The sequence below is a fragment of the Salmonella sp. SJTUF15581 genome, assembly GCF_043356775.1.
Lineage (GTDB): Bacteria > Pseudomonadota > Gammaproteobacteria > Enterobacterales > Enterobacteriaceae > Salmonella > Salmonella enterica.
Genome location: NZ_JBEUJY010000002.1, coordinates 294,503 through 313,630, shown reverse-complemented (window position 1 = coordinate 313,630; position 19,128 = coordinate 294,503). Strand labels below are relative to the sequence as shown.

The 19,128-nt window shown below is 50.1% G+C and carries 19 protein-coding genes, 1 tRNA gene and 1 pseudogene; 16 read left to right on the top strand and 5 right to left on the bottom strand.

Annotated elements, in window-relative coordinates:
• Window positions 1–204 precede the first annotated feature (204 nt).
• The gene (locus ABVN36_RS04970) at window positions 205–1,098 is read left to right on the top strand and encodes a transporter (protein WP_023138768.1); all 894 of its coding nucleotides are present in this window, start codon (window positions 205–207) and stop codon (window positions 1,096–1,098) included.
• Window positions 1,099–1,145: 47 nt separating this feature from the next.
• Here ABVN36_RS04970 and bglA read toward each other — a convergent pair whose 3' ends face one another.
• Entirely contained in the window at window positions 1,146–2,579 is a 1,434-nt protein-coding gene (bglA, locus tag ABVN36_RS04965) for a 6-phospho-beta-glucosidase BglA (protein ID WP_001230140.1), read from the bottom strand.
• A gap of 158 nt (window positions 2,580–2,737) precedes the next feature.
• On the opposite strand from bglA, the gene yqfB reads away from it, so the two are divergent.
• Window positions 2,738–3,049 (top strand): N(4)-acetylcytidine aminohydrolase, encoded by a 312-nt coding sequence (gene yqfB, locus ABVN36_RS04960; RefSeq protein ID WP_001182970.1) that lies wholly within the window; start codon window positions 2,738–2,740, stop codon window positions 3,047–3,049.
• Between the two features lie 163 nt (window positions 3,050–3,212).
• A complete protein-coding gene (locus ABVN36_RS04955; RefSeq protein ID WP_000250289.1) occupies window positions 3,213–3,872 on the top strand; it encodes a hemolysin III family protein in 660 nt (219 codons plus the stop codon).
• A 115-nt stretch (window positions 3,873–3,987) separates the two neighbouring features.
• Here ABVN36_RS04955 and ygfZ read toward each other — a convergent pair whose 3' ends face one another.
• The gene (ygfZ, locus tag ABVN36_RS04950; protein ID WP_000874176.1) at window positions 3,988–4,968 is read right to left on the bottom strand and encodes a tRNA-modifying protein YgfZ; all 981 of its coding nucleotides are present in this window, start codon (window positions 4,966–4,968) and stop codon (window positions 3,988–3,990) included.
• Between the two features lie 249 nt (window positions 4,969–5,217).
• Between ygfZ and sdhE the strand changes: the two genes are divergently transcribed.
• A complete protein-coding gene (gene sdhE / locus ABVN36_RS04945) occupies window positions 5,218–5,484 on the top strand; it encodes an FAD assembly factor SdhE (RefSeq protein ID WP_000351186.1) in 267 nt (88 codons plus the stop codon).
• On the top strand, window positions 5,465–5,878 hold the full coding sequence (locus ABVN36_RS04940; protein ID WP_000244756.1) for a protein YgfX: 414 nt from the start codon (window positions 5,465–5,467) through the stop codon (window positions 5,876–5,878). The genes sdhE and ABVN36_RS04940 overlap by 20 nt, the downstream gene beginning before the upstream one ends.
• A 52-nt stretch (window positions 5,879–5,930) precedes the next feature.
• Here ABVN36_RS04940 and fldB read toward each other — a convergent pair whose 3' ends face one another.
• A complete protein-coding gene (gene fldB, locus ABVN36_RS04935; protein WP_001055885.1) occupies window positions 5,931–6,452 on the bottom strand; it encodes a flavodoxin FldB in 522 nt (173 codons plus the stop codon).
• Between the two features lie 112 nt (window positions 6,453–6,564).
• Here fldB and xerD point away from each other — a divergent pair, with 112 nt between their 5' ends.
• The 5 genes from xerD (at window position 6,565) to lysS (ending at window position 12,667) form a co-directional block, all read left to right on the top strand.
• Window positions 6,565–7,461: a site-specific tyrosine recombinase XerD gene (gene xerD, locus ABVN36_RS04930; protein WP_000434303.1), complete on the top strand. Its 897-nt coding sequence runs from the start codon at window positions 6,565–6,567 to the stop codon at window positions 7,459–7,461.
• Between the two features lie 23 nt (window positions 7,462–7,484).
• A complete protein-coding gene (gene dsbC, locus ABVN36_RS04925) occupies window positions 7,485–8,198 on the top strand; it encodes a bifunctional protein-disulfide isomerase/oxidoreductase DsbC (protein ID WP_000745614.1) in 714 nt (237 codons plus the stop codon).
• Between the two features lie 5 nt (window positions 8,199–8,203).
• Entirely contained in the window at window positions 8,204–9,937 is a 1,734-nt protein-coding gene (recJ, locus tag ABVN36_RS04920; protein ID WP_000813387.1) for a single-stranded-DNA-specific exonuclease RecJ, read from the top strand.
• Window positions 9,938–10,041: 104 nt separating this feature from the next.
• Window positions 10,042–11,140 (top strand): peptide chain release factor 2 gene (gene prfB, locus ABVN36_RS04915; protein WP_010989230.1). Its coding sequence is split into 2 segments (ribosomal slippage): window positions 10,042–10,116 and window positions 10,118–11,140, totalling 1,098 coding nucleotides; the frame shifts between segments, so codons are not numbered across the junction.
• A gap of 9 nt (window positions 11,141–11,149) precedes the next feature.
• A complete protein-coding gene (gene lysS, locus ABVN36_RS04910) occupies window positions 11,150–12,667 on the top strand; it encodes a lysine--tRNA ligase (protein ID WP_000003339.1) in 1,518 nt (505 codons plus the stop codon).
• A 75-nt stretch (window positions 12,668–12,742) separates the two neighbouring features.
• On the opposite strand, the gene idi is transcribed toward lysS, so the two are convergent.
• Window positions 12,743–13,288: an isopentenyl-diphosphate Delta-isomerase gene (gene idi / locus ABVN36_RS04905; RefSeq protein WP_000133985.1), complete on the bottom strand. Its 546-nt coding sequence runs from the start codon at window positions 13,286–13,288 to the stop codon at window positions 12,743–12,745.
• Window positions 13,289–13,552: 264 nt separating this feature from the next.
• On the opposite strand from idi, the gene actS reads away from it, so the two are divergent.
• Window positions 13,553–14,311, top strand: coding sequence for an amidase activator ActS (actS, locus tag ABVN36_RS04900; RefSeq protein WP_023138770.1), 759 nt, complete (start codon window positions 13,553–13,555; stop codon window positions 14,309–14,311).
• Between the two features lie 79 nt (window positions 14,312–14,390).
• Window positions 14,391–14,464, top strand: a tRNA-Gly gene (locus ABVN36_RS04895).
• Between the two features lie 131 nt (window positions 14,465–14,595).
• On the opposite strand, the gene ABVN36_RS04890 is transcribed toward ABVN36_RS04895, so the two are convergent.
• Window positions 14,596–15,402, bottom strand: coding sequence for a DUF1460 domain-containing protein (locus ABVN36_RS04890; RefSeq protein WP_077248415.1), 807 nt, complete (start codon window positions 15,400–15,402; stop codon window positions 14,596–14,598).
• A gap of 190 nt (window positions 15,403–15,592) precedes the next feature.
• On the opposite strand from ABVN36_RS04890, the pseudogene vapC reads away from it, so the two are divergent.
• From vapC to ABVN36_RS04870, 4 genes and pseudogenes are all read left to right on the top strand, one after another.
• Window positions 15,593–15,763, top strand: a pseudogene (vapC, locus tag ABVN36_RS04885) (tRNA(fMet)-specific endonuclease VapC); the annotation flags it as partial.
• Between the two features lie 803 nt (window positions 15,764–16,566).
• On the top strand, window positions 16,567–17,103 hold the full coding sequence (locus ABVN36_RS04880; RefSeq protein WP_001038500.1) for an STM3031 family outer membrane protein: 537 nt from the start codon (window positions 16,567–16,569) through the stop codon (window positions 17,101–17,103).
• A gap of 46 nt (window positions 17,104–17,149) precedes the next feature.
• Window positions 17,150–17,782: a YfdX family protein gene (locus ABVN36_RS04875; protein WP_023138772.1), complete on the top strand. Its 633-nt coding sequence runs from the start codon at window positions 17,150–17,152 to the stop codon at window positions 17,780–17,782.
• 718 nt (window positions 17,783–18,500) lie between these two features.
• Window positions 18,501–19,091 carry a fimbrial protein gene (locus ABVN36_RS04870; protein ID WP_001244642.1) on the top strand — a complete coding sequence of 197 codons (591 nt, stop codon included), beginning with the start codon at window positions 18,501–18,503 and terminating at the stop codon, window positions 19,089–19,091.
• Window positions 19,092–19,128 lie beyond the last annotated feature (37 nt).

Below are 19,128 nucleotides of genomic sequence, written 5' to 3'. Positions count from 1 at the left end.
ATTTAATCAAAACAACACAGTATATTTACATGTAGTTACAAATAGTTTCTCTCCGGAATCGTTATTTACCTCTCAATATAGTTACAAAAATTTCCGTATATTAAATTCATCAAGTTATTAATTTAAATTATAAATTAAAAATAAACATAAATAACGTAAATATTTATTAACTTAGCGCTTTGTTTTTTATACCTGGAGGGAATAATGAAACGATTTATATTTCTGCCATTAATGACATATATTCTATTAATGAATGCAATGGCAGCTAACGGAGAAAATAATCCCAGTAATCTATTAGGTGCACCAGTTAATACCGCTATTTCTGGTGGTTCAGTATTGCCGGAAGGAAAGTTATTAACCGCCGTGAATAGCTCATTTCGCGATAAAGATCATCAAATCGAGGGGCACGGAAGTCCGGATGTTTACTCCCAGATATGGTTATTGAAGATTCGTTACGGTTTGACCGACAGACTGGAATTATCAACTGTGGGTTCCTATATCAATAACAAACGAGACAATCTGTCTCCTGAGCACATAGAGGGAATGGGCGACCAATCGGTGGGGGTCAATTATGCTTTAATGAGCCAGCGAAGAGGTGATCCGTTTTGGGTTACGGTAGGTGGGGCAGTATTACTACCCACCGGGCAAGATGGAGATAATCATTTGCCTGGGAATAGCGCCTGGGGAGGAAGAGTAACACTCACTTTAACAAAATTATTTACTCCTAACATTAAAGGGGATATGGGTTTTGTATATCAGGGACCATTTGAGCGCGGTAACCAGGACGTGAAACGAGGTAACGAATTCCAGTGGAATACCCAGGTGCGGTATATGTTTAGCGATTTACCGCTGGATCTTGGTCTGGAAAGTGCCTACAGCAATAATGCCTCTGGAACGAAAAAACTGTCTAATGGCAGCGTAATTAATAACCATTCTGGAACTACCGAATGGGTTGTTGGTCCGTCATTTAATATTGCCGTCGATTCACTGAAGTTATGGTTTGGTGCCGGAGCCTTCTTCCCGGTAATGCAGGAAGCGAAGTCGCCAACCAAAATGGAAGATGTACGCTGGGAATTTAAAATAGGTAAGACCTGGTAAGACTCGTTCAAAGTGTTACCCGCCGACTGGCGGGTAACGTGCAGGAGTTAAAGCTTCTCGCCGTTGCTGGCAATCACCTCTTTGTACCAGTTGAAGCTTTTCTTACGCGAACGCGACATATCGCCCGTACCGTCATCGTGCTTGTTCACGTAGATGAAGCCGTAGCGCTTGCTGTACTGACCGGTGGTGAACGACACGCAGTCGATGCAGCCCCATGGCGTGTAGCCCATCAGGTCGACACCATCGTAAGTCACCGCTTTTTTCATCTCTTCAATATGGGCGCGCAGGTAGTCAATGCGATAGTCGTCGTTGATGCTGCCATCTTCTTCTACTTTGTCGTAAGCACCAAAACCGTTTTCGACAATAAACAGCGGCTTTTGATAGCGTTCGTACAGTTCACACAATGAATAACGCAGGCCCACCGGGTCAATCTGCCAGCCCCAGTCAGATGCTTTAACATAGGGGTTCGGTACGCTGCCTTCAAAACCGGAAATCGCATCGCCGCTACCGCCTTCGGCTTTGACCGCGTTGGTCATGTAATAACTGAAACCAAGATAATCGCAGGTGCCTTCGCGCAGCACTTCAAGATCGCCATCGTCCATTTTGATGTTAAATCCGCGGCGCTCCCACTCGTTCAACACATAGGACGGGTAATAGCCGCGCAGCTGCACATCGGTAAAGACGTAGCGTTCACGCATCGACTCCTGAGCAAACATCACATCTTCTGGTTTACAGGAGAAAGGATACAGCGCGACCATCGCCAGCATACAACCCACTTTCATCTGTGGATTAATACGACGTGCCGCTTTTACCGCCAGCGCGCTGGCGACAAACTGATGATGTAAGACCTGATACATGGTTTCTTCTGGATTCTCATGCTCGGTATACACCACGCCGGAACAGCAGTAGCCAAACAGCGGCGCGCGCCAGTTTCGCTGATTGTTGATTTCATTGAAGGTCATCCAGTATTTGACCTTATGTTTGTAGCGTTCAAACACGACTTCAGCAAAACGGACAAAGAAATCAACGACCTTACGATTGGTCCAGCCGCCGTAGTGCTGTACCAGATGTAATGGCATTTCAAAGTGAGAAAGGGTAATGACCGGTTCGATGTTGTATTTGAGTAACTCATCAAACATGTCGTCGTAGAATTTCAGACCGGCCTCGTTTGGCTGGGATTCGTCGCCATTCGGGAAGATACGCGTCCAGGCAATAGAGGTACGGAAGCATTTGAACCCCATTTCGGCGAAAAGACGGATGTCTTCTTTGTAATGTCCGTAAAAATCCACCGCCTCGTGGTTCGGATAGTATTTGCCAGCAACGACATTCTGGGTGATTTCGCGTGGCACGCCGTGTGCGCCGCCGGTTAGCACGTCGCAGATGCTGGGGCCTTTACCGTCTTTATTCCAGCCGCCTTCAACCTGGTGTGCAGCAACCGCGCCGCCCCATAAAAAATCTTTTGGCAGGGTGAGTTTTCTCATTGTTGCATAATCTCAATTTATTTAGTCTGTTATCATTCATTCTGCACCAAATGACATGTAAAGCGTACGCAAAATTCCAGGGTGCTCGCGTGTCGGGGCAAGAACATATTCAGATCGTAACATCCACTTCAAGGGGCCATATTCAGGGGGATAACCACATGCAGCCAAACGACATTACTTTCTTTCAACGTTTCCAGAATGACATTCTGGCAGGGCATAAAACCATCACTATTCGTGATGCCTCCGAGTCCCACTTTAAAGCAGGCGATGTGCTACGAGTGGGGCGGTTCGAAGATGATGGCTATTTTTGCACAATCGAAGTGACAGGAACGTCAACTGTGACGCTGGATACGCTGAACGAAAAACATGCGCAACAGGAAAATATGTCGCTTGATGAGCTGAAACGGGTCATTGCTGAAATCTATCCCAACCAGACGCAATTTTATGTGATTGATTTTAAATGCCTTTGATAAATATGAACGCGTGTTAGTTGAGTTCTTGTAATTAACTTATTGAATAATAAACAAAATTTAATTTTGAGAATTTATTTTAGCTAACATGTGTTCACTGGAACCATTCTCAGTTACGCTAGAGACGCAGTTCATCGTTATGAACGTTTCTCCGGAGTAAGTTATGGTGCAAAAACCATTAATGACGCAGGGATATTCGCTGGCTGAGGAAATCGCCAACAGTATTAGCCACGGCATTGGATTGGTATTTGGTATTGTCGGCCTGGTGCTGTTGTTGGTTCAGGCGGTAGAGGCGAATGCGGGTATGACGGCTATCGCCAGCTACAGTTTATATGGCGGGAGCATGATCCTGCTTTTTCTTGCCTCAACGCTTTATCATGCCATTCCTCATCAGCGGGCAAAAATCTGGTTAAAGAAATTTGATCACTGCGCTATCTATCTGCTCATTGCCGGAACCTATACGCCATTTCTGCTGGTAGGTCTGGATTCGCCGCTGGCGCGCGGACTAATGATTGTGATCTGGAGCCTGGCGCTATTCGGTATCCTCTTCAAGTTGACGATTGCGCACCGATTTAAAGTGCTTTCACTGGTTACGTATCTGGCAATGGGCTGGCTGTCGCTGATAGTGGTTTATCAGTTGGCGATTAAGCTGGCGATAGGCGGCGTGACGCTGCTGGCGGTAGGTGGCGTCGTTTACTCGCTGGGCGTAATTTTCTATGTTTGCAAACGCATACCTTATAACCACGCCATCTGGCATGGTTTTGTGCTGGGCGGCAGCGTGTGCCACTTCCTGGCCATCTATTTGTATGTGGGACAGGCGTAATTCCCGGATGCCCGTGCCGGATGGCGGCGCTGTCGTACCTTATCCGGCCTACGAGAGCAGCACGTGCGAGCCTGATGGCGTTGCGCTATCAGGCTATCCGGCTTTTAACGTGATATCACTCTTCCAGCGAGTAGGGCAGCGGGACGATATGCAGGGTGTTGGCATCGTCGCGAACGCGGAAGACGCTTTCGGCTTCTAAATCGTTATTCATGACGGCCTGAACCAGTAACTGACCGTCGTCTAACTGCGTCGCCGCCAGAATAGCGCCAGTACGACGCCAGTTCTCGCCCATCTGTAGCTCCAGATCTTCTCCTGCTTCCGGTACCCGGCTGGCTTTGCCCGCCAGCAACCAAAGCGCGCGTTTATTGGCGCCGCGGAATTTTGCCCGTGCGACCATCTCCTGTCCGGTGTAGCAGCCTTTCTTGAAGCTGATGCCGCCCAGCGCCTGTAGGTTAGTCGCCTGGGGGATAAACTGACCGCTGTTCGCCGCGTCAATCACCGGAATGCCTGCTTCAATATCCAATGCCAGCCACTGTTGGCTGTTATTCAGTTCGGCTTCGCCATGTAACTTCTCCGTTAACATGTTGGCCGTCGCGACATCGGTGACAAGCAGGAATCGTTCCGCAGGATGTTCAAACCATAGCAGCGTGGAGGCGCCGTCTCTGACCACCTGATTTTCGCTATTGGGCAGTTCGCTAAAGACATTAGCCAGCGCCGCGCGGGCCTGAAAACCGGCCACGCCAAGCAATACGCGTTCGTCATCTGGCGCGATGACCACTTTGGAAAATACGGCGTACTTTTTCAGCTCCGTTAATTGTGCTTCACGCACGCTACGGCGTTCAATCCAGGCGAAACCGTCGCGCTCACGGAACAGGCGCAGAGTGCTCCACATCTTACCTTTAGCATCGCAGTGGGCGGCGAGAAGGTGTTGCTGTTCAGTCATCTGGCTTACGTCAGCGGTGACCTGGCCCTGAATATACTTTTCACTGTCTACGCCGGTAATGGTCGACAGCGCCCAGTCGTCAAGCGCGATCAGCGTCAGCGGCAGGCGGGCTGACGATGAAGGATGACGCGGTGGAAAGGAGATAAAAGCCATAAATAATGTCCTGGTTAGCTGCAACAATAATGGTTAATGGTAAAAGAGCCATCGGTCATTGCAAGTGCTTTAAATAGCCCATTGAGAGCGGATTGATCGTTTTGCGAGGCGGTATCCAAAATGGATGAACATATTGATTCCCAGCCTTTTATTTCGCGATCGCGTTCCAGATTACTGAGATTCCCGTAAAACAACGCCAAAAACACGTTACAATAGCCCGGTACTTCATTTTCGCGAGGCAGGAAGAACATGGATATTCACAATAAAGCACGTATTCACTGGGCATGTCGTCGCGGTATGCGCGAACTTGATATTTCCATCATGCCGTTTTTTGAACATGAGTACGATAGTTTAAGTGATGAAGAAAAGCGTATTTTTGTCCGTTTGTTGCAGAGTGATGACCCGGATTTATTTAACTGGTTAATGAATCACGGTAAACCGGCTGACGCTGAACTGGAACAGATGGTCCGACTCATTCAGACACGGAATCGGGAACGTGGTCCTGTGGCAATCTGATTTACGCGTCTCATGGCGCGCTCAGTGGATCTCATTGCTCATTCATGGGCTGGTTGCCGCGGTGATTTTATTGATGCCCTGGCCGCTGAGTTATACCCCGTTATGGATGATACTACTGTCGCTGGTCGTGTTTGACTGTGTACGTAGCCAGCGCAGGATTAATACCTGCCAGGGAGAGATCAAGCTACTCATGGACGGGCGCTTACGCTGGCAGGGGCAGGACTGGACGCTCTTGCGTCCGCCCTGGTTACTGAAAAGCGGGATGGTGTTGCGTTTACGCGCAGAGTCTGGACGTCATCAGCATTTATGGCTGGCGGCGGATAGCATGGAAGAAGCGGAATGGCGTGAGTTGCGTCGGATACTGTTACAGCAGCCGATATCAGGCCAACACTGACGGAACGGCGTAAACGCGGTTCCGTCGAGAGGGAAATACAGCGAGTAAGGCTTCAGGCGTAGTGTTCGGCCATTTCGCCGAGAATTTGTTCACACCAGGTCTGTATACGCTCATCGCTGAGATCGTACTGGTTCGTTTCATCCAGCGCCAGGCCGACAAACAGTTGCCCATCCGCAATGACCGGTTTATTGCTGGTAAATTCGTAGCCTTCTGTGGGCCAGTAGCCGACAAATTTAACGCCTTTGAGGGCAAGTTTGTCATGCAACATACCCAGCGCATCCAGGAACCACTCGCCGTAGCCGAGCTGGTCGCCCATACCGTAAAGCGCAACGATTTTGCCTTCCAGATTGAGATCGTCCAGTTGCTCCCAGACGGCTTCCCAGTCCTCCTGAATTTCGCCAAAATCCCAGGTGGGGATGCCTAAAATGAGCACGTCGTACTGCTCCATTAAGGCGGGGGCGTCATCCTTAAGGTTATGTAATGTCACCAGCTCCGGGCCGAGGATATCGCGAATTTTCTCTGCGGCCATCTCGGTGTAGCACGTGCTGGAACCGTAAAAAAGACCCATGTTCATTACGTTACATCTCGATTCTGCTATAGCGTTGCGGGTAGTGTAACAGAATCACTGCATTCACGGCACAATGAGGCATAATGCACCCAAAGTCAGCGTGAAGTGGGGAGCGCGAATGGAACAGGATTTAGCGCGTATTGAGCAGTTTCTGGATGCCCTGTGGCTGGAACGAAATCTGGCGGAAAATACATTAAGCGCGTATCGTCGCGATTTATCGATGGTCGTTGCGTGGTTGCATCGTCGCGGAAAAACGCTTGCGACGGCGCAGGCTGATGATTTACAAACGCTGCTGGCTGAACGGGTGGAGGGCGGATACAAAGCGACCAGCTCCGCACGCCTGTTAAGCGCTATGCGGCGCTTCTTCCAGCATCTGTACCGTGAAAAGTATCGTGAGGATGATCCGAGCGCGCAGTTGGCCTCGCCTAAGCTTCCGCAGCGTTTACCGAAAGACCTTAGCGAGGCGCAGGTTGAACGGCTCTTGCAGGCGCCGCTTATTGATCAACCTTTGGAGTTGCGCGATAAAGCTATGTTGGAAGTGCTGTATGCCACCGGTTTGCGCGTGTCGGAACTGGTGGGGCTGACAATGAGCGATATCAGTCTGCGGCAGGGCGTGGTGCGGGTTATCGGTAAAGGCAATAAAGAGCGGTTGGTGCCGTTAGGCGAAGAGGCGGTATATTGGCTGGAAACGTATCTGGAGCATGGGCGTCCCTGGTTACTCAATGGCGTATCGATTGACGTATTATTCCCCAGTCAGCGTGCGCAGCAGATGACGCGGCAGACCTTCTGGCACCGTATTAAACATTATGCGGTACTGGCTGGTATCGATAGCGAAAAACTATCGCCGCATGTTTTACGTCACGCTTTCGCCACGCATTTGCTGAATCACGGCGCCGACTTGCGCGTTGTACAAATGCTACTTGGGCATAGCGATCTTTCGACGACACAAATTTATACGCATGTCGCAACGGAGCGTTTGCGTCAACTTCATCAACAGCACCATCCGCGGGCATGAGTGCTGACAGGAAAGGATAGTTTATGAAAAAGCGTTTTATGATGTTCACTTTACTGGCGGCGGCGTTTTCAGGCGTGGCCCATGCGGATGATGCGGCTATCCGTCAGTCGCTGGCTAAGCTGGGCGTTCAGAGTACGGAAATTCAGGCCTCGCCAGTGGCAGGGATGAAAACCGTCCTCACTCACAGCGGCGTACTGTACGTCACTGATGACGGCAAACATATTATTCAAGGGCCGATGTATGACGTGAGCGGCGCGCATCCGGTAAACGTGACGAACAAACTGCTGATGAGCCAGCTAAATGCGCTGGAAAAAGAGATGATCGTCTATAAAGCGCCGGATGAGAAACATGTCATTACTGTTTTTACCGATATCACCTGCGGCTATTGTCATAAGCTACATGAAGAGATGAAAGATTATAACGCGCTGGGGATCACGGTACGTTATCTGGCTTTTCCGCGCCAGGGGCTGGAAAGCCAGGCGGAGCAGGATATGAAATCTATCTGGTGCGCCAAAGACAAAAACAAAGCGTTTGATGACGCCATGGCAGGTAAGGGCGTGAAACCGGCAAGCTGTGACGTGAACATTGCTGATCATTATGCGTTGGGCGTGCAGTTGGGCGTTAGCGGTACGCCAGCCATTGTATTGAGTAACGGCTATGTGGTGCCTGGCTATCAGGGACCGAAAGAGATGAAAGCGTTTCTTGATGAGCATCAAAAACAGACCAGTGGTAAATAATACGCGTGAAACAACAGAGACAACTTCGTCGGCGCGAGGCTGATGAGACGGCGGAACTCCCCGCCGATCTTCCTCCATTACTACGACGTTTATATGCCAGCCGGGGCGTTCGTAGCGCCCGCGAACTGGAGCGCAGCGTGAAAGGAATGCTGCCCTGGCAACAGCTTAGCGGCATAGATAACGCGGTGGAGATCCTCTACAACGCCTTTCGCGAAGGTATCCGCATTATTGTTGTTGGCGATTTTGACGCCGACGGCGCGACCAGTACTGCGCTAAGCGTATTGGGAATGCGTGCGTTGGGATGTGACAACATCAGTTATCTGGTGCCTAATCGCTTTGAGGACGGCTACGGTTTAAGCCCGGAAGTGGTCGATCAGGCGAAGGCGCGCGGCGCGCAGCTTATCGTCACCGTAGACAACGGCATTTCATCCCACGCTGGCGTAGCGCATGCAAAGACGTTGGGGATTCCGGTGATCGTGACCGATCACCACCTGCCAGGCGACACGTTGCCGGATGCCGAAGCGATTATTAATCCCAATCTGCGCGACTGCGAATTCCCGTCTAAGTCGCTGGCGGGCGTCGGCGTGGCGTTTTACCTGATGCTGGCGTTGCGAACATTTTTGCGCGACAAAGGATGGTTCGACGAGCGCAACATCGCGCCGCCGAATCTGGCGGAGCTGCTGGATTTAGTGGCGTTGGGTACGGTAGCAGACGTTGTGCCGCTGGACGCCAACAACCGTATTCTGACCTGGCAAGGGCTAAGTCGTATTCGTGCCGGGAAATGCCGTCCGGGAATTAAAGCGTTGCTGGAGATATCGAATCGCGATCCGCAGCAGCTTGCCGCCAGTGATTTAGGCTTCGCGTTGGGGCCTCGCCTGAATGCCGCCGGCAGGCTGGATGATATGTCCGTTGGCGTGGCGTTACTGTTGTGCGATAACCTCGGCGAAGCGCGTGTTCTGGCCAGCGAGCTGGATGCGCTTAACCAGACGCGCAAAGAAATAGAGCAGGGGATGCAGGCGGAAGCGCTTATCCTGTGCGAAAAGCTTGAGCGCAGTAGTGAAACGCTTCCGGGCGGTCTGGCGATGTATCATCCTGAATGGCATCAGGGCGTGGTCGGAATTCTGGCGTCGCGCATTAAAGAGCGTTTTCACCGCCCGGTGATCGCCTTTGCACCTGCGGGCGACGGCACGCTAAAAGGCTCAGGCCGTTCGATTCAGGGGTTGCATATGCGCGATGCGCTGGAAAGGCTGGATACCCTTTACCCTGATCTGATGATCAAGTTCGGCGGCCATGCGATGGCGGCGGGATTGTCGCTGGAAGAGCATAAATTCGAGCAGTTTCAGCAACGTTTTGGCGAGCTGGTGACGGAATGGCTCGATCCTGCCCTGTTGCAAGGCGAGGTGATCTCCGATGGTCCATTAAGCGCGGCGGAGATGTCTATGGAAGTGGCGCAACTGTTGCGGGATGCCGGACCGTGGGGGCAAATGTTCCCGGAACCGTTATTCGATGGTCGTTTCCGTCTGCTACAGCAGCGTCTGGTGGGCGAGCGTCACCTCAAGGTGATGGTGGAGCCTGTCGGCGGCGGACCGCTGTTGGATGGCATCGCATTTAATATTGATACGACCTGTTGGCCGGATAACGGCGTGCGGGAGGTAGAACTGGCTTATAAACTGGACATTAACGAGTTTCGCGGCAACCGTAGTTTACAGATTATTATCGATGATATTTGGCCGCTATGATCGGGGCGATTTAACAACACTTTCGCTGTAATTAAGGGGCGAAATCCGCTAATATTTCGCCCTTATAACCGCATTTTGACAAGTCAAATAAAAGAAATCAGACCATGTTTGAAATTAACCCGGTGAATAACCGCATTCAGGACCTCACGGAACGCACCAACGTTCTTAGGGGGTATCTTTGACTACGATGCTAAGAAAGAGCGTCTGGAAGAAGTAAACGCCGAGCTGGAACAGCCGGATGTCTGGAACGAACCTGAGCGCGCGCAGGCGCTGGGAAAAGAGCGTTCATCGCTCGAAGCGATCGTCGATACGCTTGATCAAATGACTCAGGGGCTGGACGACGTTTCCGGGCTGCTGGAACTTGCGGTAGAAGCTGACGACGAAGAGACGTTTAACGAAGCCGTCGCGGAACTGAATACGCTGGAAGAGAAGCTGGCGCAGTTGGAATTCCGTCGGATGTTCTCCGGCGAGTACGATAGCGCCGATTGCTATCTCGATATTCAGGCCGGTTCCGGTGGTACTGAAGCGCAGGACTGGGCCAGCATGTTGCTGCGTATGTATCTGCGTTGGGCGGAAGCGCGCGGCTTCAAGACGGAAGTCATTGAAGAGTCGGAAGGGGAAGTCGCCGGCATTAAGTCCGCAACTATCAAAATCTCCGGCGAATATGCCTATGGCTGGCTGCGCACTGAAACCGGCGTACATCGTCTGGTGCGTAAAAGTCCGTTCGACTCCGGCGGTCGCCGTCATACCTCGTTTAGCTCCGCGTTTGTGTACCCGGAAGTGGACGACGATATCGATATCGACATTAACCCGGCGGATCTGCGTATCGACGTCTATCGCGCGTCTGGCGCAGGCGGTCAGCACGTTAACCGTACGGAATCCGCCGTGCGTATCACCCATATTCCCACCGGGATTGTGACGCAGTGTCAGAACGACCGTTCGCAGCACAAAAACAAAGACCAGGCCATGAAGCAGATGAAAGCGAAGCTTTATGAACTGGAGATGCAGAAAAAGAACGCTGAAAAACAGGCGATGGAAGACACTAAGTCTGATATCGGCTGGGGAAGCCAGATTCGTTCCTATGTCCTGGACGATTCCCGCATTAAAGACCTGCGTACTGGGGTGGAAACCCGCAATACACAGGCGGTACTGGACGGTAGTCTGGATCAATTTATCGAAGCAAGTTTGAAAGCAGGGCTATGAGGAATCAACATGTCTGAACAAAACGCACAGGGCGCTGACGAGGTAGTCGATCTTAACAATGAAATGAAGGCACGTCGCGAGAAGCTGGCTGCACTGCGTGAGCAGGGTATCCCGTTCCCGAACGATTTCCGTCGTGACCGTACCTCAGACCAACTGCACGCAGAGTTTGACGCGAAAGAAGCTGAAGAACTGGAAGCGCTGAATATTGAAGTGTCCGTCGCGGGCCGTATGATGACTCGCCGTATTATGGGTAAAGCCTCTTTTGTTACCCTGCAAGACGTAGGCGGCCGCATTCAGCTGTATGTGGCGCGCGATGATCTGCCGGAAGGCGTTTACAACGAGCAGTTCAAGAAGTGGGATCTTGGCGATATCCTCGGCGCAAAAGGTAAGCTGTTCAAAACCAAAACCGGCGAGCTGTCTATCCACTGCACCGAACTGCGCCTGCTGACGAAAGCGCTGCGCCCGTTGCCGGATAAATTCCACGGCCTGCAGGACCAGGAAGCGCGCTATCGCCAGCGTTATCTGGATCTCATCTCTAACGATGAATCCCGTAACACCTTCAAAACCCGTTCGAAGATCCTGGCCGGTATTCGCCAGTTTATGGTTGCTCGCGGCTTTATGGAAGTCGAAACCCCGATGATGCAGGTGATCCCAGGCGGCGCGTCTGCCCGTCCGTTTATCACCCATCACAACGCGCTGGATCTGGACATGTACCTGCGTATCGCGCCGGAACTGTACCTCAAGCGTCTGGTGGTTGGCGGCTTCGAACGCGTATTCGAAATTAACCGTAACTTCCGTAACGAAGGCATCTCCGTGCGCCATAATCCTGAGTTCACCATGATGGAACTCTATATGGCGTATGCGGACTACAAAGACCTGATCGAGCTGACGGAGTCTCTGTTCCGTACGCTGGCGCAGGATGTTCTGGGCACCACCCAGGTTCCGTACGGTGATGAAGTGTTTGACTTCGGTAAGCCGTTCGAAAAACTGACCATGCGTGAAGCGATCAAGAAATATCGTCCGGAAACGGATATGGCTGATCTGGACAACTTCGACTCCGCGAAGGCGATTGCTGAAAGCATCGGCATTCACGTCGAGAAGAGCTGGGGCCTGGGCCGTATCGTCACCGAGATCTTTGACGAAGTCGCTGAAGCGCATCTGATTCAGCCGACCTTCATCACCGAATATCCGGCTGAAGTGTCTCCGCTGGCGCGTCGTAATGATGTGAACCCGGAAATCACTGACCGCTTCGAGTTCTTTATCGGCGGTCGTGAAATCGGCAATGGCTTTAGCGAGTTGAACGATGCGGAAGACCAGGCGCAGCGTTTCCTGGATCAGGTTAATGCAAAAGCGGCGGGCGATGACGAAGCCATGTTCTACGACGAAGACTACGTGACGGCGCTGGAACACGGTTTACCGCCGACAGCGGGTCTGGGAATTGGTATCGACCGTATGGTGATGCTGTTTACTAACAGCCACACGATTCGCGACGTTATTCTGTTCCCGGCGATGCGTCCGGTGAAATAAGATGTAAATTGCCGGATGGGGCATTAGCCGCCATCCGGCATCTCTTCGTTCAGACGTAGCGCCATCAGGCAATTTTTAACGCTGGCAGTAATCGAGCAGTCGTTCACGCGCTTGTTCGTCTGACGCTTGCATGACCATCCACGGGCTAAATGCCCACGGCGTAGCGAGAAGGCTTTTCCATACGCTTTTAAATTCGCTCCACTGATAGTCCATCACCTCTTCGCTGTTAACCTGTAACACACTGGTTGCCCGCGCGGCAAATACCGGACAGACTTCATTTTCCACAATACCGTTTGGATCTGTCGCTCGATAGCTGAAGTGCGGATAGACGGGGGTGAGATCGGTAATTTCCACGCCGAGTTCGAACCGACAACGGCGGATGATCGCCTCTTCGGTGGTTTCGTCTTGTTGCGGATGACCGCAAACCGAATTCGTCCACACGCCTGGCCAGGCTTTCTTGCTCAGCGACCGTCGTGTTACCAGCAACTGACCATCTTCGTTAAATAGCCAGCAGGAGAAAGCCAGATGCAAAGGCGTATTAAGCGTATGAGCCGCATACTTTTCCAGTGTGCCGGAAGGCTTATCCTGCTCATCCAATAAAACGACATGTTCCTCAGTCATGAAAGCTCCTGAAAATTAAAATGACCCGGCAGCATGGCCAGGCCATATACTCAGACGATCAGCGTAGCGCATAACAGAAAGAAAGGCATTACCAAAACAGGCCCTGACAGAACGCAGACGAGCGCCATTGTGCCGTGAGTCGATATTATGCTGGCATATCGGATATTCGCGGCATCATCATCCACGCGGCCCCTTTCCGGCGTCAATGGATTGGGCATACGGCATTTGGCTGCTATCATAAGGCGTCTGTCAATAGAGTGAGGAATGGTTTTGAGCGCAGGACGCCTGAACAAAAATAGCCTGGGTATTGCGGTGCTGTTATGCGCAGGGCTGCTGCTGGCGGGGTGTTCCAGTAATTCCGGCTCAGGAACGTATTCCGGCTCCGTCTATACCGTTAAGCGCGGCGATACGTTGTATCGTATATCGCGCGCTACGGGAACCAGCGTGAAAGAACTGGCCCGACTGAATGGCATTTCTCCGCCTTATACTATTGAGGTGGGGCAGCGAATTAAAGTGCGCGGCAGCGCAAAGAGTAGCAGTTCAACACGCAAAACCAGCAATAAAACAGCAACAAAAACTGCCGCGGTCAGACCGTCATCTTCGGTGCCAAAATCCTCCTGGCCGCCGGTGGGGCAGCGTTGTTGGGTATGGCCTGCTAACGGTAAAGTGATTTTACCTTATTCCACCGCGGAGGGCGGAAATAAGGGGATCGATATTGCGGGCGTGCGCGGAACGCCTGTTTATGCGGCGGGAGCGGGTAAAGTTGTCTATGTCGGGAATCAGCTGCGCGGTTACGGCAATCTCATCATGATTAAGCACAATGAAGATTACATTACGGCTTACGCTCATAATGACACCATGCTGGTTAATAATGGGCAAAGCGTTAAAGCGGGGCAAAAAATCGCTACGATGGGCAGCACGGATGCCGCATCCGTAAGACTACACTTCCAGATTCGCTACCGGGCGACGGCCATCGATCCGCTGCGTTATCTGCCGCCGCAGGGGAGTAAACCGAAGTGCTGACGGCGAATTAATCGCCAGTCAGCCAGTAAGTCTCTTGCCAACCAGAGCGTAAGGTTTATAATGCCTTACGCATCTCAAAGCGGGCGTAGTTCAATGGTAGAACGAGAGCTTCCCAAGCTCTATACGAGGGTTCGATTCCCTTCGCCCGCTCCAGACAAATATCTTCTAGTATTTACTAAATCCACGAATTTACAGCAATTTTCCGTGTCGGCCCCACAGTACACAGGGTTTCAATACCTATGTCGGACGGCTATTATCAGCTGGCGACTCCGGTAATGACTTTATCATTCAGCCCGCAGCACAACGATGCCCGGTCTGGAATGCATGTATTCCATAAACGGTGTGTCCACCACTTTTCTGTTTGCGGCCAATGAGGAGGCGTTCCTGAACCACACCTGTTCATCATGGCGAACTACGATACCCACATGTGAAACGTCCAGCCCGTCAAGCGGGGAGTAGACACCGATATAATCCCCGTTTTTTAGGTGGTTCATGACCTGCTGGTTGATGGCTCTTCCGGGAATGTAATTTATTTTACGAGGATGGATGCCCAGACCAGGAATGTACTCGCCGCCATCAGGTTTATGGTTAAGCTGCTTGTCAACAACGACATAATCAGGGCTGATATCCGGCGTTACATCCCGTGCATTACGCGGTGCTGCGGCGAACCAGTCAGAGAAGAAGTGCCGGCGGCTGAGATAAGCAACTTTGCCCGCGGCGTAGCGAGTCCTGGCAAGATTATGCAGAAACGATTTCTGATTATCGCTGCGGGCCAGGGCCTCAACGTAATCAGCCAGGGTAAAGCAGTCCACGCCGTTGAAATTCGCTACAAGGACTTCGGGGGTTCCAGGCCCACCGATGAGCGTATCCGCCTGATAAGGTGTTCCGAGAAAAGCAGACGATACGCGGCTAATAACTTCTCCATGGTTTTCGCCTTTATAAGGAATGACATCCGACTGGATAATCCGGCTTACTTTTTCTGCCGTAACGCTGTCCATGCTGGTCTGATATTTTTCTGTGCCAGGGACGGCACAGGCCGTCAGATGCGCCGACATAAGCAAAATTGTCCATGCATTTACCTTCATTATCATCTCCGGAAAGGTTCAAATCCCTTTTTTACCTTTACCGGAAATGGTTGTGATGGATACAGAAAAACGCCAGAGGTTGATTACAGGTTGAGTAATATGAACGCTGATGATGATAAATGTGAAGATCATCATACGACTTTATTCGCCGTTGTTTTTTGCCTGATCGTCAAAGCCAACATGCCCCTTCAGGCTGGCGATACATACCGGTCAAATCCGTGCCGAACTGGCCCGCAAGGGAACACCTGTCGGGCCTTATGACCAGATGATTGCTGGCCATGCCCGTAGCCGCGGACTGGTCGTCGTCACAAACAATCTCCGCGAATTTGAACGCATTCCGGGTATCCGAATAGAAGACTGGTGCTAATTTCTGCATCAGATGTTATCCCCGGATTCAAACTCTTTTCCGGATTTAGTGGCACAGTCAATTTGGTTACCTGCTTAATGGTGGTTTGCATCACATTTTTAGCTGGTGGTATTTTTTTATGTTGACTGGAGATATCTGCCAACAGCATAACTTTTACGGCCAGATAATAAATAAAAGAGTACCAAAATGTCGTATTCTGACATGTTTACGAAGGGAGTACCGCTCCCTTCTTTTTTTGTTTCCTGGATACTCACTGAACAATGCCGTTACTGCCCGATAACTGCCGCCCCCCTCTCCATAGCCGTTTCCTGCAACTAAGTCACAGACGTTGATTTACCAGGCCGATATGCCTTCTTTCCCGTTATATACCCTTCATACTTCAAGTTGCTTATGTGTTGGCTACGGATTACCCGGCCCATCCATGGGCCTCGCCCTGACGGGCCGTCGCACGCGACGTTCAAATCTGCTCCCGGCAGATTTGTCGCTCACCCCAGTCACATAGTTATCTATGCTCCTGGGGACTCACTCCCTTGCCGCCTTTAAGCAACTCGAATTATTTTGGGTATATATCAGTGAACTTCTATTTTTGTCAGTTTTTATTTTTCAGTTTATTTATTATTAAATACTGTTTCTGGCCTGGATATATTTCTGTGAATAGCCTCCCGACAGCCGGAGATAAAGGTATTTGCTGGCGTAACAGCGCTCATAATTTAAAAGATTTATTTATAGTTTGTTATCACGGAAAGATTTTAACTTAATACATGCCAGTAAGGCATCAGGTAAAAATAACCGGAGAGAAGAAGATGAACAAAATGCTATTAGCCGGAAGTGCCGGTATTGTTCTGCTGTCTGCTGCAGCCAGTCCGGTATGGGCAGACGATAATGCCAGTACATTTTCACTTGGATACGCCCAGTCCCATACTAATCACGCCGGGACGTTGCGTGGGGTTCGGCTGGCAAACAACTATGAAATGTCACCGGACTGGGGGCTGACAACCTCATTTGCCTGGCTAAATGGAAGCCAGCGCTATTCCGATGAAAGCAGTAATGGTCGTGTAACAACCCGTTATTACTCCCTGCTTGCAGGCCCCTCATGGAAAATAAATAACCAGTTAAGTCTGTATAGTCAAGTGGGCCCCGTATTATTGCATCAGCGTGATCACGGGATAAATGAGTCTGACAGTAAGGTCGGATATGGTTATTCTGCTGGCGTGGCTTATACCCCGGTCAGTAATGTCGCTATAACTCTGGGTTATGAGGGCGCGGATTTTGATGCTACCCATAACAGCGGAAGCCTTAATAGCAACGGCTTTAATCTTGGCGTGGGTTACCGGTTCTGAATAGGATAATCCGATAAAAAATGTTACTTTGTGGAGATGATGGATTATGAAAAGCCATATTATGCCAGGCGTTGCGCTGATGGTTCTCCTGTTTTCAGGAAATATTATGGCCGCAACAAACATGACTGATAACGTTACTCTGAATAATGACAAGATATCCGGACAGGCCTGGCAGGCCATGCGTGATATCGGAATGTCGCGATTCGAGTTGTTTAATGGTCGCACCCAAAAGGCGGAACAACTGGCTGCGCAAGCAGAAAAACTCCTGAACGATGACAGCACTGACTGGAAGCTGTATGTCAAATCAGATAAAAAAGCCCCGGTTGAAGGAGACCACTATATTCGGATAAATTCATCGATTACGGTAGCCGAAGATTATCTCCCTGCGGGCCAGAAAAATGATGCTATTAATAAAGCAAACCAGAAAATGAAAGAAGGAGATAAAAAAGGGACTATAGAGGCCCTGAAACTAGCAGGCGTCAGTGTTATTGAAAATCAGGAACTCATTCCTCTTCAGCAAACCCGTAAGGATGTGACCACAGCGCTTTCCTTGATGAACGAAGGAAAATACTATCAGGCAGGTCTGTTACTGAAATCAGCTCAGGATGGCATAGTTGTAGACTCTCAGTCAGTTCAGGAGTCACCCACGCCCCCCGTGCAGCACGACGCCGCGCATTAATATCCCCCAGCCTGCTGTATATATTACAGCAGGCAGCATTATGTCTGACAGCTATTACCAGTTTGCTCTTTGCTGTCGGCATTGTTTTTAAAATTCATCCGTGAAGTTCAGTAATGTCAGGGTACCTGCATTTATATCTATTGTGATGTCCATCACAAATACAGAAGAATGTCATTTCATTTATTATTTTTTATCCCTTCCGCTTATGATGGTTCATAATGATTTATTAAGTTAATGTTTTGAAATTAAATGCCTTTCACTTGCGTTATGTCTGGTTTTTTATGCTGCCAGCAATTTCATTGTTATATATGATTAGTATTATGTTTTGTAAATATCCAGTGTGATGGAAAAGCAAAACATACATTCCCGATAACATATTACAAAATATTTCATGTCCGCTGCGAATATCTGTCTGTTAGGTATTCATCCGCTTATAATTACATTAAAAAGTATTTCTTTGATGATTATTCTTAAATTACGATCATAATCATCGATCGTATCGATCTATTTTTATTGTTTTAATTTGAATAAGAATTTTCTTACAACTGATTAGGCATTAGCTGAAATCAATATTTTTCGATGGAAAGTTCAGGTGCTTCGTTTAACACCAGGCGTTTATTATTCATACGAATCTTTTCTGAACGCTTTCATTAATACCCTCAGACTTGTTTTCAGCCTTTGCAAAATAATTCTCATTCACCCAAAGGACATATTATCTATGCGTAATAAAATAATACTTGCCATGGCGGCTGCCGGTATGATGTATGGCGCTTCTGTATTTGCCGCCGATACTACACCCACAACAGCAGGCCCGTTCGGCTCAGGTAAAATTCTTTTCACTGGTACCATCACCAACTCACCCTGTAATATCGCACCGGGCGACGATGCGATCACCGTTCCGTTTGGACAGATTTCTTACCGTAAACTGAATACCGCCGACGCAACCACGGAATCCAAACCGTTCACCATTCATCTACAGAACTGTGCATTTGATACGGATGATGCACAGCCCAATCCGAACCCGGTTGGGAAAATGTCCAAAGTGACCGTCTCTTTCTCTGGCGGAGCCGATGTAGCGAAAAAGGCTTACACCACCAACGGCGCAGCCAAACATGTTGGTGTCCAGTTACTGAAGAGTGACAACACCACAATTATCGAGCCCAACACCCCGATGCCGGATGGCGACGCTCAACAACTGCAGGCCGGAAACAACGAACTCAACTTCTTTGCCCGGCTAATAGCACTGGATAATGGCGTCACTCCCGGTGACTTCAACGCCTCCGTCACCTACACCCTGAAATACCTGTGATTTTACGCGGTAAATAACGACAGGGAGAAGCCGTCCA

What these genes read in the sequence shown, in the direction of transcription:
- ABVN36_RS04970 (WP_023138768.1), top strand. Translation starts at nt 205, where the DNA reads ATGAAACGATTTATATTTCTGCCATTAATGACATATATTCTATTAATG.
- bglA (WP_001230140.1), bottom strand. Translation starts at nt 2,579, where the DNA reads ATGAGAAAACTCACCCTGCCAAAAGATTTTTTATGGGGCGGCGCGGTT.
- yqfB (WP_001182970.1), top strand. Translation starts at nt 2,738, where the DNA reads ATGCAGCCAAACGACATTACTTTCTTTCAACGTTTCCAGAATGACATT.
- ABVN36_RS04955 (WP_000250289.1), top strand. Translation starts at nt 3,213, where the DNA reads ATGGTGCAAAAACCATTAATGACGCAGGGATATTCGCTGGCTGAGGAA.
- ygfZ (WP_000874176.1), bottom strand. Translation starts at nt 4,968, where the DNA reads ATGGCTTTTATCTCCTTTCCACCGCGTCATCCTTCATCGTCAGCCCGC.
- sdhE (WP_000351186.1), top strand. Translation starts at nt 5,218, where the DNA reads ATGGATATTCACAATAAAGCACGTATTCACTGGGCATGTCGTCGCGGT.
- fldB (WP_001055885.1), bottom strand. Translation starts at nt 6,452, where the DNA reads ATGAACATGGGTCTTTTTTACGGTTCCAGCACGTGCTACACCGAGATG.
- xerD (WP_000434303.1), top strand. Translation starts at nt 6,565, where the DNA reads ATGGAACAGGATTTAGCGCGTATTGAGCAGTTTCTGGATGCCCTGTGG.
- dsbC (WP_000745614.1), top strand. Translation starts at nt 7,485, where the DNA reads ATGAAAAAGCGTTTTATGATGTTCACTTTACTGGCGGCGGCGTTTTCA.
- lysS (WP_000003339.1), top strand. Translation starts at nt 11,150, where the DNA reads ATGTCTGAACAAAACGCACAGGGCGCTGACGAGGTAGTCGATCTTAAC.
- idi (WP_000133985.1), bottom strand. Translation starts at nt 13,288, where the DNA reads ATGACTGAGGAACATGTCGTTTTATTGGATGAGCAGGATAAGCCTTCC.
- actS (WP_023138770.1), top strand. Translation starts at nt 13,553, where the DNA reads ATGGTTTTGAGCGCAGGACGCCTGAACAAAAATAGCCTGGGTATTGCG.
- ABVN36_RS04890 (WP_077248415.1), bottom strand. Translation starts at nt 15,402, where the DNA reads ATGATAATGAAGGTAAATGCATGGACAATTTTGCTTATGTCGGCGCAT.
- ABVN36_RS04880 (WP_001038500.1), top strand. Translation starts at nt 16,567, where the DNA reads ATGAACAAAATGCTATTAGCCGGAAGTGCCGGTATTGTTCTGCTGTCT.
- ABVN36_RS04875 (WP_023138772.1), top strand. Translation starts at nt 17,150, where the DNA reads ATGAAAAGCCATATTATGCCAGGCGTTGCGCTGATGGTTCTCCTGTTT.
- ABVN36_RS04870 (WP_001244642.1), top strand. Translation starts at nt 18,501, where the DNA reads ATGCGTAATAAAATAATACTTGCCATGGCGGCTGCCGGTATGATGTAT.